Raw genomic sequence first — 16,422 nt, forward strand, 5'->3', positions numbered from 1 at the left:
ATCGTTGGCTCGCCTATGCCGGCGAGGAAGTCCAGCCAGTGCCCAGCATCGGGTCGTACACGTCGGAGCGCCGATCGCGCAGGACGTGATTGAATGCGTTCAGCGTGCGTCCGGCACGCGCGCGTTCTAGATCGAGCGCGGCATACAGGATTTCCTCGCGATCGCGACTGGCCGGGCCGGCCAAAGGCCATCCGTCGCCGCCGACGATCAGGCTCTGGCCGATGAAGGACTGGCCGCGCTCCGTGCCGATCCGATTCGCACAAGCGATCATCAAACCGTTGCTGTGCGCGGCAGCCATCGTGAGTGTCGTGGCCATGGCGCCTCGATCGGCCGGTTGTCCCGGCATCGGCACCCAGTTCGTCGGGACGCAGACGATGTCGGCACCTTGCGTGGCCGCCAACCGATAGACCTCGGGAAACCATCCGTCGTAGCAGATGGCGATCGAGATTCGTCCCAAGGGGGTATCGAATACCGGCACGCCGAGATTGCCGGGTTCGAAGAAGCGGTTTTCGTCATTCCACAGATGAAGCTTTCGGTATGCACCGATCACTCCCGTAGGACCGATAAAAACAGCCGAATTGAAGAGTCGCTTGCCTGCTCGTTCGGCAATGCCCGCGACGATATAAACACCGAACCGGCGTGCGGCATCCCCCCAGATCTGCGTTGTTTCTCCGTCCGACAGTTCTTCCGAGAGCGCGAGCGCTTCCTCTCTGTCGGCAAAGACGTACCCCGTGTTGGCTAACTCGGGCAGCACCACCAGGGAAGCGCCATTGCGTGCCGCCTCCTCGATGTAGCGAATCGATCGCGTCACGTTTTCGCGCTTCTTGCCGACGTGCGGCTCCATCTGCACGCAAGCGACGACGGGACTGTTGATGCCCTGCTCGACGGGAGTGCACTGCTTGATTTCCAATTTCGTTCTCCAAAAGCAAAAAGCCCCCGAACTGGCGTAGTACGCAAGTTCGGGGGCTGCATAGCCTTCCATGTGTAGCGCGGCATCGTTGCCGCTGATTGCCCATGAAGCCCGGCAATCGATGCGGCAAATTTACGAGGCCCCTATCCGGTCGTCAACCCCATCTTTCCAACTCTAGGGAAAGCACCTACTACGGCCGGCGGTGGGTGGTTACTACGTACACTCCCCCGCGGCAAGAGCAAGCGCATCGAGCACAGCCGCCACTGCCGGCCGCTTCGCCGTCCCATTCGGCAACGCGACGAAGACCCGCCGGTTCAGCACCGGGTCGATGGGAAGGATCGCGAAGTCGGGATCGTCCTCCACGTGCCGCAGTGCGAGCCGAGGCAGCACCGCGACCGCGCACCCCGTTCTGACCATCTCGAGCGTCACGGCCGTGTTGCGGCTGCTCGTCGTCACCTTGGGCGTGAAGCCGCCCGCAAAGCAGGCGTTGAGAAGAAACGTGTGGTATGTCGCGGCGGATTGATTCAACGCCCAACGCTCGTGCGCGAGATCGGAAAGTTGGATCGATTTACGTCCAGCGAGCTTATGTTTCGAGGAAACGACCGCGTCGAAGTGATCGATGCATAGAGGCCGAAACTCCAACACGTTCGCCAGCGCTTCGGCACTGACCAAATCATCGACGATCGCGATGTCGGTCTGCTTTGCCGCCGCGGCGCGCAGCCCTTCCGACGGCTCCAGTTCCGTGAAGACGACGTTTAGCTGAGCATGTTCGTCGAGCAATTGCTTGACCGCGATCGGCACGACGCTGCTTGCGAGCGACCCAAACGCCGACATGCGCACTTCCCCGCTGACCTCGGCATTCGCCGCGGCCACCTCGGCTTCGATTTCCTCGACGATCGCGAATAAATCCGTCGATCGCGCCACGAGCCGGCGCCCCGCCGGCGTGAGTTGCACGCCTCTGCCCGAGCGTTCGATCAACGCCGTTTCCAACTCATCTTCCAGCAGCCCGAGTTGCTGCGAAACGGCCGGACGCGTGAGATGCACCGCCTCGGCAACGGCCGAAATGGTCCCGAGGACGGACAACTCATGCAGCAAACGAAGGCGGCTGAGATTGAGCATGGCGAATTCCCTTCCCGACTTGCTGGCGATGGACGGAGGAGATGAACGAGGACGGAGCAGATAGGCGGATAGTAATAAAAATTTACGCATACCGTCACAAACTGTCGTCTTTTTTTTCCAAACCCCTCTCCCTATAGTCACATCACGGGGACGCGAATCGCGCTCCAACGGGTGTTAGCCGCTTCACGCCTGCGGCTCGAGCACGCAGGTCGAACTCATTCGAATAGGTTGGAGGAATCAAATGAAGGTTGCCTTTATCGGTGTCGGTCGCATGGGCAGCAGGATGGCGGCCCGCTTGATCGCAGCGGGTCATCAAGTGCGCGTGTTCGATCCCAGCCGCGCGGCTGTCGACGCACTCGTATCGAAAGGCGCGGTTGCGGCGAAGAGCCCGGCCGACGCCGCGCTCGACGCCGAGCGCATCTTGCTCAGCCTGCCGAGCCCGAAGACGCTGCGCGACGCGGTGACGGGTCAGGACGGCGTCCTTGCGAGCGCATCGGAAGGCGCCGTCATCGTCGACTTCAGCACCGTCGATCCCGCGACGACGAAGGAAATCGCCGCGGCCGCCGCGGAAAAGAAGGTGTCGTTCGTCGACTCGCCGGTCAGCGGCGGCGTTGCCGGTGCGGAGAACGGCAAGCTGGTTTTGATGGTCGGCGGCCCGGCTGCCGTGCTCGAACAACTGAAGCCGATCTTCGATGTGCTGGCCGGCCGCGTCGTTCATTGCGGCGACATCGGCGCGGGACAATTGACCAAGCTCAGCCACAACCTGCTCACCGCCATCAATACCGTGGCGCTCGGCGAGGTCCTGACCGCCAGCGTGAAGGCGGGCGCGAAGCTCGACGTGCTGTGCGATGTCCTCACTGCCGGTCTTGCGGGCAGCAAGATGCTCGACTACCTGCCCAAGACCTTGTTCACGGCCGAGCGTCCCGCCAATTTCGCCATCGATCTCATGCACAAGGACATCAAGCTGTGCCTCGATGAGTTCTCGAATCTGCCGATGCCCCTCGGCCAACTCGTTCTACAGACCTACAACGCCGCACGCGCCAAGGGCTTAGGCGGCAAGGACTCCACAAGCGTCAACGAGATCTACGAAGAGTTGCTCGGCGTCCGCCTGAGCCTGCCGGCTGCCCAGTAACCGCCCCGCACATCGAAGGAAACACTGTGAATATCCGTACCGATAATCTCCACGCTGAAGTCGTCCTGCCGAAGGCCGGGATCACTGGCCTGCTCATCGACAACGAATGGCGCGCGCCGGCCAACGGCAAGACACTCGATATCGAGAACCCGTCGCGGCGCGAAACGCTGGCCACGATCGGAGCCAGCGATGCCGACGACGTGAATGCCGCGGTTGCCGCGGCTGCGGCCGCATTCCCCGCATGGCGCCGCCTCGCCTCCCGCGCTCGCGGCGCGCTGCTGACCGAACTCGGCAATCGCGTGACGGCTCATGCCGAGGAAATCGCCCGCGTGCTCGCCGCGGAAAGCGGCAATGCGCTGCGCACGCAGAGCCGGCCGGAAGTGCTGGGCGCGGCCGAAGTACTGCGCTATTACGGCGGTGTGATCGCCGAGCAAAAGGGCGAGACCTTGCCGCTGGGCCCGGGTCTTTTCAGCTACTCGACGCGCGAGCCGCTCGGCGTCGTGGGAGCGATCATCCCGTGGAACTCACCGGTCGTGCTGGCGGCGGTCAAAATCGGCATGGCGCTCGGTACGGGCAACACCCTCGTTCTCAAACCTGCCGAAGACGCGCCGCTGGCCGTCATCAAAATCGCGGAGCTTGCGACCGGTCTCTTTCCGGCCGGTGTCTTCAACGTCGTGACCGGCACCGGCATTGACGCCGGCGCGCCGCTGGCCGCCCACCCGAGCGTCGCCAAGGTGTCGTTCACCGGATCGCTCGAAGTCGGCAAGCTGGTCGGACACGCGGTGGCGGATCGCATCGGTCACGCGACGCTCGAACTGGGCGGCAAGAGCCCGTGCATCGTCTATCCCGACGCCGCCACGCCCGAATACCTCGACGCCACGGTCACCGGCATCATCAACGCGATGCGTTTCGCTCGCCAGGGGCAATCGTGCACGGCCGGCTCCCGCCTCTATGTCCACAAGGACGCGTGGGATGCGGTGATGAAGCGATTGGTGGCCAAGGTCAAGGAATTGAAGATCGGCGATTCGCTCGACGAATCCAACGACATCGGCGCGATCATCAACGCGGAACGCTATTCGGAAGTACGCGCCTTCATCAAGGAAGCCATCGATGCCGGGGCACAGGTGCTCACGGGCTCGCTCCCGCCCACCGTCGAAGACGCCAAAGGCTTCTTCCCGGAACCCGTCATCTTTGCCGGGGTGGACAACAGCTGGCGCGTGGCTCGCGAGGAAGTGTTCGGTCCGGTGCTCGTCGCCATTCCATGGTCGGATGAGGAAGAAGTCATTCGATGGGCGAACGACACCGTGTACGGCCTCGCCGCTTATGTCTTCACCAACGACCTCACGAAGGCGCTGAAAGCGACCGAGCGCATCGACGCGGGCTGGCTGCAGGTCAATCGCGCGGGCGGCCAGATTCCCGGCATGTCGTACGGCGGGGCCAAGCAAAGCGGTATCGGCGCCGAGTACTCGATCGAAGGGGCACTCGAGGCTTATACCTCGCGCAAGAGCGTGACGATCAACGTTTGACGAAGATGCGCAGTGAGAGGCCTCGCAATGAAGCCGACGAACGAGCGGATGACCGGCGAACGCATCGACCGGCTGATGACCGTCGAGATCCGCCCGCTGACGGGCGGCGTGCCGGCCGGGTTTGTCGTCCCCATGTACGACGTATGCCGCGCCCATCACGGTGAGCCGCTCAGTTCACTGGCCGCGCGCAAGCTGGCCGATACCCTCTCTCGCGGCGACACGGTGTTCATCGCCACGGGAGCCGGCATTGCCCCCAAGCTGCCCCAGGGTGAAACGGACGGACCGGTCGGCGCGGCGGCGCTGGCTCGCGCGCTCGTGCTCGCGTTCGATGTCCGTGTCGTTTTGGTTACCGAAGACGCGCATGCGGCACCTGTCATGGCAGTCGCCGCCGTGATCGACCATGAACTCTCCGAGTACGGGAGAAACGGCGCTGTGTCGACCGTTTGCTTTCCGCTCGGCTTCGAGCGGGGGCGACAGCTTGCGCAAACGCTGATGGAAGCGCACCGGCCGAGCGCCGTCGTCTTCGTCGAGCGAGACGGCCCGAATAAAGAAGGCTTCTTTCACGGCGTACGCGGCGACTGCCGAAGCCCCGACGATGTTGGCCACGTGTATCTGCTGGCCGATCTGGCACGCGGGCGCGGCGTGCTGACGATCGGAATCGGCGACGGCGGCAACGAAGTCGGCTTCGGCGCGGTACGCAACGCCATCACCGCGGTACATCCACTGGGCGGGAAGTCGCTTGCGGGCCACCCGTCCGGGGTCGTGACCGTGACCGCGACCGATGTCGTGGTCAGTGCTTCGGTTTCCAACTGGGGCGCCCATGCCATCGCCGCGGCGCTTGCCGCTCGGATCGGCGACTTGAACGTTCTCCACACACCGGAGCTGGAACACGCGCTCATCGAAGCGACGGTGCGAGCCGGCGCGCGAGACGGCGCCACATCGAGGGCGGAGGTGGCGGTCGACGGCATCAACTGGGAAGGACATACGGCGTTCGTCGAACTGCTGCGAAGCATCGTCGCCGTATCGCTTTGACGGCACCGGCCACCGAAACAACGCTCTCGCAGCCTCCTTTGAAATGACAGGTGTAGCCCATGAATCACACAACGGAAATCGCCAAGGCCGCCGCGCCCGCAAGCATGAGTGCCGTGAAGACGGATAGCTTCGGCAATCCGATCGACCCGATGGTTGGCTTCGCTCGCGGCACCATCATCTGCTCGAGCCTCGAGGAGGCGCTCAGGCTTCGTCACGGCCAGGCGGTCGCGGCTCGACGTGCGCAAATGCTGGGCGCGGAATCGATCGGTGTCTTTACCGGGAATCAGCGCGACTTTCCCATCCACCCCGAAGACATTGCGACGCTTTGCGAGGAATGGGTAGGACCGGGCCTTGCCGCCGAAGAACTTCGCCAAGTCGCGATCGGACATATGGGCGGCCGCGGCGACGATGCGCTCGCCCTCTTCAACCGCACCAGCGCGGGCATTATCGCCACCATCGCCGCGCTCGCCGACGGCAAGCCGATCGTATCGGTCGTGCCGCCCGGCGGCCGCTCGCATGCCTCCGTGGTTCGCGGCGCAAAAATCGCGAGCGTCGCCGTGCACGAAATTCAGGGCGACAAAAAGTGGCTCGATATCATCGAGGTCAACCGCCCCGCTCTGGTTGTCGTCACGACGGTGACCAGCAGCCTCGAACGCCTCGAGGATCGCATCACCAAGGAAGTGATTCAGTACGCTCACGCGCTGGGTTCGACGGTGTTTCTCGACGAAGCCTACGGCGCTCGTTTGCGAACGGTGCTGCATGGCGGTCAACTCAGTCTGCAGCTTGGCGCGGATATCTCGATCACGAATTGCGACAAAGCCGGCCTATCCGGTCCGCGCGCCGGCGTTCTGGTCGGCAGAAGCGAATTCGTGACGGCCGCGGCAGCCAAAGGCGCAGAGTTCGGCATGGAAGCGCGTGCGCCGATCGCGGCGGCCGTGCTCCGCTCGCTCGAAAAGTACCGGCCCGACGATCTGCGCGAGGAATCGGCCGCGGGGCAAAAGCTCGCGGAGGCGCTAGAACGGAAAATGGGCAAGGACCTCGTCCAACGAAGCGACCTCGGGCCGATGGTCGACGAAGATGCCGTGCTGCGCGTGCTGTTGAAAATCGCAGGCCGGGAAAACGAAAAACCGGTGGTCGTCCCGTGCGAAGCAACTTCCGCGCTCGGCATGGTTTTGCTCGAGGACCACGGCATTCTCACGGTCAATACCCACGGACAGCCTGGCGCCCGCGTGTCGTTACGGCTGAAGCCGACGCTCGATGCACTCGACAGAACCGGCGGCTTCGATGCCGTCGTCTCCGCGGTCGCGCAATCGCTCGATAAGGTGGCAAAGCTCATCCACGATCGCCACGCGATCGCTCAACTTATCCTCGGCAAGTAAGGTAAATCATGACCGCAGACTTCAACCCGATCGACGATCGCCTCGACGCGCTCGTTTCACTCGACCTTGGCGGACGCGGCGTCGAACAGCTCTATCGCGCTGCTCGCGAACGGCAGGGGCGCGCGCTCGTCGGCGCGGCCGCCGACGCCCTCGCCGCGATTCCCGAAAAATCGAACGTATTCGTAACGACGGGGTCCGTGTCGCGCGCATGGATTTCCCCGTCCATCGGAGAAAACGACGGCCCCGCCGGTCTCGCCGCCGTGGTGAGAGCCGTGTCGCTCGCCAAGAAGGCGTTGTGCATCACCTTCGTGGAAGAGACGCTGATCGAGACCACCTCGGCCATCCTGACGACGGCGGGACTGACAGTGCTGCCCTACGAGCAGGCGAAGATTGCACGCGACGACGGCAGCCTTGCCGTCGTGTGCGTCGAGTCGTTTCCCGTCGACGATGCCGCCGCCAAGGCTGCTTGCAAAAAGCTCATCGAACGCTATCGGCCCGCTCTGTTCTTCTCGACCGAACGCGTCGGCCGCAATATCGACGGCATCTACTGCAGCATGCGCGGCATCGACTACGGCATGGGGCGGGCAAGGATCGATTTCCTATGCGACGAAGCGATCGAACAAGGCATCCCGACGGTCGCCGTGGGCGACGGCGGCAACGAGATCGGAATGGGCGTGGTCAGCGATGCCGTTCGAAAGTACGTCAAGTTCGGCGACAAGCGGCCGGACGGCAGTGCGGGGATCGGCGCGGTGAGCCGCACGGACGTGCTCGTCACCGCGGCCTGCTCGAACTGGGGATGCTATGCCATCGCCGGCGCGTTCGCGGCGCGGATGGGCAAAGCGTCGCTGGCACACGCGTCGGCGCTCGAAGAGGCCCTGCTGCGGCGAGGCGTGGACGTCGGGCTGATCAATTCCGTGTCGAACGTCGTCGACGCGAATGTCGACGGGATCCCCTTCGCGACCCATCTCGCGGTGGTACAACTCATTTCGACGATCGTCGCGCCGGCGTTCAAGTAGTGTCAAGCGGCACCCCACCCAATCGACGCTGCAGCGACACGACGATCGCTCATACCATTTTCCAGTCCTATCGATGCTTGTTTTTGGAACTATTTTGCGTATAGACTGAGGCGACATTCAACCCGTGTTGCAACGCCACGCCTATGCGCTCCCCCGCCCCCGATAACGAGATTAGTTCGGATAGCGAAGTATCTCCCACCGAACGCGCCTTCCACGTCATCGAACTCGTTGCGCGCTCGCTCAGCGTCTCGACGGTCGATCTGATGTCCGCGCTCGGGATTCCCAAAACGACGGCACATCGGCTCATCGGCAATCTCGAGGAACTGGGGTTCCTGCAACACGGTATCGAACGCGGCCGATATCAAGTCGGCCCGCGGCTGTTGGAGCTCGCCACGCACATCCTCTCGGGCACGGCGTCACACGGCCCGATTCATGCGCTGCTGATGGAGTTGTCTCGCCGCACCGCGGAAACGTGCAGCCTCGGCGTCATGCGGGGCGCGGAAGTGGTCTATATCGACAGCGTGAGCGGCAATTCGCCGTTGACCCTGCAGTTTCAGCAAGGCCAGCGCGCGCCGCTGCACTGCACGTCGAGCGGGCGAATCTTCCTCGCGCACATGGAGAAGAAGCAGCTCGAAGCGTATTTTCTGAGCGGTCCATGGGAGCCGATTACGCCGTACACCATCGTCGACCCGGACCGCCTGCGTGAGGAAATCGCGCTTGTGCGCAAGCAAGGCTATGCGACCAACGATTCCGAGTATGCAATCGGCGTCGTGGGTGCCGCCGTGCCGGTGTTCGGACAGAGCGATCGCGTGATCGCCTGCCTGAGCCTGTCCGCGCCCAAAGCGCGCAAGTCGCTCGAAGACATCACGCTGCACGTGCCGCTGCTGCAAAGCGTGGCGCAGCGGATCACGCGCATCCTGATCTTGCAAGGGGACGACGCCGACGCGGATGGCACACAGAGCGATGCCGCACCTACGGCCGGACGTCGGCGCAAAGGCTGAGCCTATGCGGCATCGGCGCGATATCGTCTCGTTCCTCGTGCCAACGCCTCATGCCGGAGCCGGCATCGATGTCCGCTTCTGTGTCAGCGTCAGTGCCGGGGTCAACGTCAGTAAATGCGAAACATCGTCGAGATTTCCTCGGCCGCATCGGTGCGAGTCAACGCCAGGGCAAGCAAGATACGCGCTTTCTGCGGGTTCAGGTTATCGGCGGCGATGAATCCGTTTTCCCGCAGTTCAATGCCGTCGCCCACCCGCCCACTGCCGGCGCGCGTCGACATCACCACCACAATGCCTGCCCGGGCCGCGTCCCGCAACGCCTTCGTTTCGGCCGGCGTGCAACAGCCCGGCGCGAACCCGGCCGCGACGATGCCTCGCGCACCGGCGTCGGCCAGCCCGGAGATCATACGGCCGTCCGCACCCGCATACGAGTAGTTGATGCCCACTAGCGGCAGACGTTCTAGATCGGAGACATCGAACGCCATGCGCGGCGGCCCTATTCGCACCGGACGGCGATAAAACGTCACGCCGTCCGCATCACAACAGCCGAGTGCGCCTGCATCGCGCGATTGAAACGCATGCAGCCGATAGGTCGAGGTTTTCGTCACGTCCCGCGCCGCATGGATTTCGTCGTTCAGAACGACGAGCACGCCAAGGTCGTGCGCCGCCGGATCGGCGGCAACACGGATCGCGTTGTACAAGTTGAGCGCGGCGTCCGACGACAATCCGTTCGACGGACGCTGTGAGCCGACCAGCACGACCGGTATCCGCGCGTCGAGCGTGAGCTGCAGAAAATAGGCCGTTTCCTCGAGCGTGGCCGTACCGTGAGAAATGACGATGCCGGCAAGGTCCGGCGCCGAGACTTCCAGCGCGCGGCACAGGGCCGTCAGTTCGCGCCACTCGTCGAACGAAACCGCCGTGCTGCTCATTGTCCTAAACGGTATCTCGACGATGTCCACATCGGCCGGCACGGCAGGCAGCAGCGCCAGCAATCGCGCGGTGTCGAGCATCTGGCCGTTCGCATCGTAATCGATCAGATCGAAGGCGTCCCGGCCGACGGCCGCAATGGTGCCGCCGGTGCCGATCACCGCAACCTTGCGCTTAATCGTCATGGGAGGGCTCAGTGCTTGAGCACGCGCGACAAGAACGATTGCGTCCGCTCGTGCTGCGGATGATCGAAGATCGCCGACGGCGGCCCCTCCTCGAGCACGCGGCCGTGGTCGATATAAATGACCCGGTCGGCCACCTCGCGGGCGAAGCCCATCTCGTGCGTCACGATCATCATCGTCATCCCGGAGCGTGCCAGCTCGCGCATCACTTCGAGCACCTCGCCCACCATCTCCGGATCGAGCGCCGAAGTCGGCTCGTCGAACAGCATCAGTTTCGGCTCCATCGCGAGCGAACGGGCGATCGCCACGCGCTGCTGCTGCCCGCCCGACAACTGCGCCGGATACTTGTTGACGTGATCGCCGAGTCCAACGCGCGCCAATAGTTTCCGCGCACTTTCCTCGGCCTTGGCACGCGGCACTTTACGCACGCGGATCGGCGCCAGCATGACGTTCTCCAGCGCTGTCTTGTGAGGAAACAGATTGAAGTGCTGAAACACCATCCCCACTTCGCGGCGAATCCCGGCAAGCTCCTTGCGAGACGTTCCGAAACCGTCGATGGACGGTGCAAGCTCGATTCCATCCACTGCCAATCGGCCGTCGCCGTAGTGCTCGAGGCCGTTGACACAGCGTATCAGCGTCGATTTCCCGGAGCCGCTCGCCCCGATCAAGACGACGACCTCACCGCTCTTGACCTCCAAGTCGACATCCTTCAAAACGTGGAAAGTGCCATAAGACTTGTTGAGCTTGTGCATCTCGACCATTGCCGACATACCGACTCCTTCGTTTGCCAATTCATCCGCGTCACGCGGAACATAATCCGATTCCAATGCGCCGAGCAACCCTCAGCGGGCGCCCTGCCCCATCTTGCGCTCGATCCTGCGCGCCACGTAGGAAATCAACGAGCCGATCGCCAGATAAGCGGCGAACAGAAAGCAATACACCTCGTATTGATGCGCGCTGTATTGCGGGTTCGACAAAATGAGCTGGCCCGACTTGAGAAAATCGGTCAGGCCGATGATGAACAGTGCCGGCACGTTGTTGAACAGATCGAGTACGTTGCCGACGAGCGCGGGAATCACAGCCTTCAACGCCTGCGGAAGAACGACGATGAAACACTCGTCGCGCTTGCTGAAGCCCAACGACTGCGCGGCCTCCACCTGCCCCTTCGCCACGCCCTGGATGCCGCCTCGCACATATTCGGCGGCGTAGGCCGCGTAGAAAAATACGAAGCCCGCCACGCCTCTAGCGAGGTCGGAAATGTACGCCTGGGGAGGAAAGACGAGCGGAACGATGATCCAGAGCCAATAGACGATGCAGATCAACGGCACGGATCGCACCAGTTCGATGTAGCCCGCGCAAGCCAAGCGCAGGCTCGCAAAACGGCTATTGCGGCCGAACGCGAGTGCAATGCCGAGCGGCAGGCTCAAAAGCGTGGCGATCGCGGTCACCAAAACGCTCACGAGCAGGCCGCCCCAATGATCGACACCGGCAGGCGCGAGCAGCGCGCAGATCGCACCCAGTCCAATTGCCCATAAGACGCCGATGCCGCGCCCAAGTTGCGGCCAGTGCACCGTGGCCGCACGCGCCGCAAGGAAGATCGCACCGTAGCCGGCCGTGCCGGCAATCCAATGCATATGCACACCGAAAGCGACGGCGGACAAGATGGCGAGCGCGGCAGCAATCACCGCCGAGCCGCGCCAGCGACGAGACGTCAGGACAACGCCCAGCGTAATGCCGACCAACGCGCAGAGCACGCCGCACGCAAGCAGCGCGCGCCACATTTGATCGTGCGGAAACGTGCCGACGAGCAGCACCGTCAGGTTATCGAACACCACCGACCACTGCGCGACCGTGAACACCCAGCGCGCAGCGAGATACGCCACATAGGCCGTGAACGGAATCGACACCAGTGAAAGCAAAGCGCTGGCAGGCGTGGCAAACAGGTTGTAACGCGTCCAGCGGCCGATCGTCGTCGCCATCATCGTGCTCCCTTCTTGACCACGCGCCGGTTGTACAGATTCATGAGCGCGCTGATCGATACGCTGATCGCCAGATAGACGGCCATGACGATGAGGATGCCTTCGAGCGACCGCCCGCTCTGGTTCGCCACTGTTCCGTAGACATTGAACAGATCGGGAAACCCGATCGCGATCGCGAACGACGTGCTCTTCGTCAAGCTGATGTACTGGTTGCCGAGCGAGGGCAGCATCACGCGCAACGCTTGCGGCAGCACGATGACCCACAGCGACTCCCTTCCGCCGAGCCCCAAGGCCGATGCCGCTTCCCACTGGCCTTTGTCGATCGCCTCCACCGCGCCGCGCACGATTTCGGCGATATAGGCGGCGGTATTCACGCTCAAGGCGGCGATGAGGCTCGCCATCTCGGGAGAACATCCGATGCCGCCCGACACGGAGAACAGGCTTGCCTGCGGATAGTCCAGCGAGAACGGCCGCCCGCCGACGAAGCATCCGGCGACGAGGAGCAGCGCGCTCACGGCGAATGCCCCGCGGCGCAGCTTGCGGGCACCCGGCACACAACCGGCCGCGGCCAGAAGGAGCGCCGCTGCGGCAAACACCATGAACGTTGTCGTGCCGGGCGTCGCAACGAGCCATGGAACAAAGACGCCCTGCCGGCTGGCGATGAGCGCACCGTGCAGCAGCGAGCCCTGCGAGAGGCTCGGCAGTTGCAGCACCACAGCGAAGTACCAGAAGAGGATCTGAATCAGCAGCGGCGTATTGCGAACGAGTTCGATGAATCCCCAGGCCCAGTTTTTAGCGACCCAATTCTTCGACATCCGTGTCACGCCGATCAGCACGCCCAGCACGGTCGACAGCACGATCGATATCACCGCCACGACCAGCGTGTTGTAAAGGCCGGTGACCAGTGCCTGGGCATTGGTCATTTGGGCGTTGAACGACGACAGCGTGAAGCCGTTTGCGCCGTGTGCGAAGGTGAATCCCTCGCTGATGTCGAATCCGGCCTGCTGACGCAGGAAATCCAGACTGAAGCCGATGCCGTGCCGGCGCAGCCCTTCCCACACCAGGCCCAGCAATGCGCCGAACACGGCAACGATTGCACCGAATATCAGCGTCTGCACGAGTGCCGCGCGCAAACGCGCCAAGCGCCGGCGCGAGAGCCGCGGCGGCCGGGCCGACGGCGGAAACGATCCAAACTGCGCGTCCTGATGTCCGGACAGATTCAAATGCCTCACCGCATGCTCTCCACTGTCGTCAGATTGCCGGCGCCGATCAGGCGAATAGGTCATGGTCGACTCCGCGGCCCGCCGCGCCGGCCTGCCTTGCGAGCAGCCGGCGCGGGATCCGTTTTAGTACCAAGGCGGCGAGTAGATGAGCCCGCCCTTGTCCCACAAGGCATTCAACGACCCTTCGCGTCCGATCGCGTAGGCGGTCTTCGGGCCGAGATTTCTATCGTAGATCTCCCCGTAATTGCCGACCGACGCAATCACCTTCTGCACGAAATCAGGCCGAATGCCCAAGTCCTGCCCGAACGTACCCGTGACCCCGAGGAACTTCGAGATGTACGGGTTGGACGTTTTCAGGAACGTGGGCAGATTCTTCGACGTGATCCCGTCTTCTTCCGCTTCGAAGGTCGCATAGATCACCCAGCGCAACGCGGCGTTCCAGCGCGGATCGTCTTGCGAGGTAAATCCGGCCAGCGGCGATTTGTCTAGCGTTTCGGGCAGGATCGTGAGTGCCGCCGGATCGGGCGCGTTGCCCTTCCAACCGGCCAGCGCGGATTTGTCGGTGCTCATGACGTCGCACCGTCCCGAGTTCAATGCGGCGAACAGCTTGTCCGTGTCCTGATAGGTGAGCACCTTGGTCGACGGCTTCCAGTTGTGTGCCTTGATGTAGTTGGCCCACATCACTTCCGTGCCCGATCCCTGCGTGGTGCAGATCGTCGCGCCGTTCAGATCGCTTGCGTGCTTGGCCTTGAGCGACGATTTGACGAGCATGCCCGTGCCGTCGTAGAAAGTGACCGGGAGAAAGGTCACGCCCACCGCCGATTCGCGCGTCGTCGTCACCGTCGAATGGGCGAATACGACGTCCACCTGGCCGGTGCGCAGCGCATTGAAGCGGCTCTTGTCGGTCACGATGACGAACTTGACCTTCTCGGGATCCCCCACCACGGCGGCGGCGACCGCCCGGCACAGATCGACGTCCATGCCCTCCATCTTCCCCGTCTTCGGATTGAGATAACCGAAGCCCGGCGTCGTGTTGTCCGTCCCGCACAGCAGCGTGCCGCGCTGCTTGACCGTGTCGAGATGTCCTTCGGCGTGAGCGGCGCCCATGCCCATGACGAGCAAGCCGCAGCTCAGCGACAAGGCTGTGAGCAACCGACTCGAAGAAAAGCTAAGTTTCATACGTGGTCTCCTGCCCGGAGAGCTATCGTCTCTACGCCTGGTCCGGGCACGGTCGGCGCGACGCATTCCAATTTGCTTAGCACTGCTAACTTGCCGGCGGTCTGCGCTTGCACATCGCCATCTCCGACTCTCCCGACCATTGCGCACTCGACTGCCGCGCTCGAACCTTGATGGAGGATCTCGATGACTGAATTTTATGTTTCGATTAGATTCCTAAAATCGGTGCTTTCCCTACCATTTTTTGGAACTATATCGAAGCGCGAAAGAAAAGCGGGAACGCCACGCGCTCTAGACCCACGATATGGCGAACCCAATAGAAAAAAAAGACGACACGCTCTTACATCAATCGAAAGTTATCCTTACTCATCGATGTCGCCGCGCCCCACCGGTCCACGGGTGCGACTCAACGCAGGTAATGCAGTTCGGAAAACCGCCGGCGATACTCGCTCACGGCCGGCGCGACATCCTCGGGCGCCTGTCGGCGCAGCAAGACATCGGCGATGAAAGCCGCCAGTTGCGGCATGTCGCCCGCGGTCATTCCCCACCGCGCAAGTTCCGGCGTGCCGAGCCGCAGCCCGTTGACGTCCCCCTCGATCTCCGGGAGCGGCAAACCGATGCCGCACGCAAGAATGTTGGCTCGCCGCAGAAGTTTGGCCATGGCATGGCCTCCTCCGAATCGATGGGCTTCGATCGCGAGTTGATGCGACGTCGTCGCGCCGCGGTCCCGGGCGAACACAGGCAAGCCCTGATCGACGAGCGCGCCGGCAAGCGCCTGGGCCGTCCTGACCATCTCCGCCGCATAGGCCTCACCGAACGCTTGCCAATCGAGCATCGTCATGGCGATCGACGCCGATTTCGACGCGTCGAAGTTGGCCGTCATGCCCGGATAGGCAATGGCGTCGAGCTTTTGGGCCATCCGCGCGTCGTTGGTCACGATCAATCCGCCGGGGGCGCCCGCCAGGCTCTTGTACGTGCTCATCGTCATCAGATGCGCGCCCTCCTCCAACGGCTGCTGCCACGCGCGGCCGGCGATCAGCCCGCACAGGTGCGCCGCGTCGTAAAGCACGATCGCGCCGATCTCGTCGGCAATCGCTCGAACCTCCCGGATGGGATGCGCAAACAGGTTCAGGCTCTGGCCCAGCGTGATGACCTTGGGACGCAGCCGCAGCGCGTCCTCGCGCAACGCATCCAGATCGACGGTATAGCCGTGACCGTCGAACGCCATGAGGTACGGCTTGACCCCGTACATCCCGGCGGCGCCGTTCGCGTGATGGCTGAAGTGGCCGCCCACCGTGGCGGACGGCACGAACACGGTGTCCCCCGGTTTCGCCGCCGCCATGTAGGCGTAGAGATTCGCGAGGGCGCCGGATGCTACGCGTATTTCCGCGTAGCGCGCGTCGAATACTTGGGCGACCAATTCAGCAGCCAGCACCTCGATCTTCTCGACGCCCTCCAAGCCCATTTCGTACTTGTCGCCCGGATAGCCGAGCGACGGCCGCGAGCCGACGCCCGCGGCCAGCAGTGCCTCGGCCTTGGGGTTGATGGCGTTGGTGGCCGGATTGAGGTTGAAGCAGTCGCGCTCGTGAATGACACGGTTTTCTTCGACGAACGCCAGCAAGTCTCTCTCGTTCTGCTCGGGCGTTTGCGCGGCAAAGCGTTTTGCCAGCGCCTGAACATAGTTTTCCGATTCCGGCGGGACCCAAGTACGCGCTTCCAACATGGCGAATTCCTTCTTGATCGGGCCGCACCGGCCCGTTGGTTGACTGGCGTTGACCAGCTTTCGATCAATCGTAGGAGGCCGATATGCTTATGTATATTTA

General features: G+C 63.1%; 14 protein-coding genes. 6 read left to right on the forward strand and 8 right to left on the reverse strand.

Annotation, left to right across the window (positions count from 1 at the left end):
• Window positions 1-13: 13 nt before the first annotated feature.
• A complete protein-coding gene (locus tag DWV00_RS18220) occupies window positions 14-844 on the reverse strand; it encodes a nitrilase family protein (RefSeq protein ID WP_115535262.1) in 831 nt (276 codons plus the stop codon).
• A gap of 279 nt (window positions 845-1,123) precedes the next feature.
• Window positions 1,124-2,029 carry a LysR family transcriptional regulator gene (locus DWV00_RS18225; RefSeq protein ID WP_115535014.1) on the reverse strand — a complete coding sequence of 302 codons (906 nt, stop codon included), beginning with the start codon at window positions 2,027-2,029 and terminating at the stop codon, window positions 1,124-1,126.
• Window positions 2,030-2,270: 241 nt separating this feature from the next.
• Here DWV00_RS18225 and DWV00_RS18230 point away from each other — a divergent pair, with 241 nt between their 5' ends.
• From DWV00_RS18230 to DWV00_RS18255, 6 genes are all read left to right on the forward strand, one after another.
• Window positions 2,271-3,161: an NAD(P)-dependent oxidoreductase gene (locus DWV00_RS18230; protein ID WP_115535015.1), complete on the forward strand. Its 891-nt coding sequence runs from the start codon at window positions 2,271-2,273 to the stop codon at window positions 3,159-3,161.
• Between the two features lie 26 nt (window positions 3,162-3,187).
• A complete protein-coding gene (locus DWV00_RS18235; RefSeq protein ID WP_115535016.1) occupies window positions 3,188-4,687 on the forward strand; it encodes an aldehyde dehydrogenase family protein in 1,500 nt (499 codons plus the stop codon).
• A gap of 27 nt (window positions 4,688-4,714) precedes the next feature.
• Window positions 4,715-5,719 (forward strand): glutamate cyclase domain-containing protein, encoded by a 1,005-nt coding sequence (locus DWV00_RS18240; RefSeq protein ID WP_115535017.1) that lies wholly within the window; start codon window positions 4,715-4,717, stop codon window positions 5,717-5,719.
• A 59-nt stretch (window positions 5,720-5,778) separates the two neighbouring features.
• Window positions 5,779-7,098 carry a PLP-dependent aminotransferase family protein gene (locus DWV00_RS18245; RefSeq protein ID WP_220274712.1) on the forward strand — a complete coding sequence of 440 codons (1,320 nt, stop codon included), beginning with the start codon at window positions 5,779-5,781 and terminating at the stop codon, window positions 7,096-7,098.
• A gap of 8 nt (window positions 7,099-7,106) precedes the next feature.
• Window positions 7,107-8,114 carry a glutamate cyclase domain-containing protein gene (locus DWV00_RS18250; RefSeq protein ID WP_115535018.1) on the forward strand — a complete coding sequence of 336 codons (1,008 nt, stop codon included), beginning with the start codon at window positions 7,107-7,109 and terminating at the stop codon, window positions 8,112-8,114.
• A 143-nt stretch (window positions 8,115-8,257) separates the two neighbouring features.
• Window positions 8,258-9,115: an IclR family transcriptional regulator gene (locus DWV00_RS18255; RefSeq protein WP_115535019.1), complete on the forward strand. Its 858-nt coding sequence runs from the start codon at window positions 8,258-8,260 to the stop codon at window positions 9,113-9,115.
• Window positions 9,116-9,222: 107 nt separating this feature from the next.
• On the opposite strand, the gene DWV00_RS18260 is transcribed toward DWV00_RS18255, so the two are convergent.
• From DWV00_RS18260 to DWV00_RS18285, 6 genes are all read right to left on the reverse strand, one after another.
• A complete protein-coding gene (locus DWV00_RS18260) occupies window positions 9,223-10,224 on the reverse strand; it encodes an asparaginase (protein WP_115535020.1) in 1,002 nt (333 codons plus the stop codon).
• A gap of 8 nt (window positions 10,225-10,232) precedes the next feature.
• Window positions 10,233-10,982, reverse strand: coding sequence for an amino acid ABC transporter ATP-binding protein (locus tag DWV00_RS18265; protein WP_147297938.1), 750 nt, complete (start codon window positions 10,980-10,982; stop codon window positions 10,233-10,235).
• An 81-nt stretch (window positions 10,983-11,063) separates the two neighbouring features.
• Complete coding sequence (locus DWV00_RS18270) at window positions 11,064-12,200, reverse strand: amino acid ABC transporter permease (RefSeq protein WP_220274713.1); 1,137 nt, start codon at window positions 12,198-12,200, stop codon at window positions 11,064-11,066.
• Window positions 12,200-13,486, reverse strand: a complete 1,287-nt coding sequence (locus tag DWV00_RS18275) for an amino acid ABC transporter permease (RefSeq protein WP_115535022.1) — start codon at window positions 13,484-13,486, stop codon at window positions 12,200-12,202. The genes DWV00_RS18270 and DWV00_RS18275 overlap by 1 nt, the downstream gene beginning before the upstream one ends.
• A gap of 60 nt (window positions 13,487-13,546) precedes the next feature.
• Complete coding sequence (locus tag DWV00_RS18280; protein WP_115535023.1) at window positions 13,547-14,602, reverse strand: transporter substrate-binding domain-containing protein; 1,056 nt, start codon at window positions 14,600-14,602, stop codon at window positions 13,547-13,549.
• A 403-nt stretch (window positions 14,603-15,005) separates the two neighbouring features.
• Window positions 15,006-16,322 (reverse strand): serine hydroxymethyltransferase, encoded by a 1,317-nt coding sequence (locus DWV00_RS18285; RefSeq protein WP_115535024.1) that lies wholly within the window; start codon window positions 16,320-16,322, stop codon window positions 15,006-15,008.
• Window positions 16,323-16,422 lie beyond the last annotated feature (100 nt).

This window comes from Trinickia dinghuensis (assembly GCF_003367175.1).
Taxonomy (GTDB): domain Bacteria; phylum Pseudomonadota; class Gammaproteobacteria; order Burkholderiales; family Burkholderiaceae; genus Trinickia; species Trinickia dinghuensis.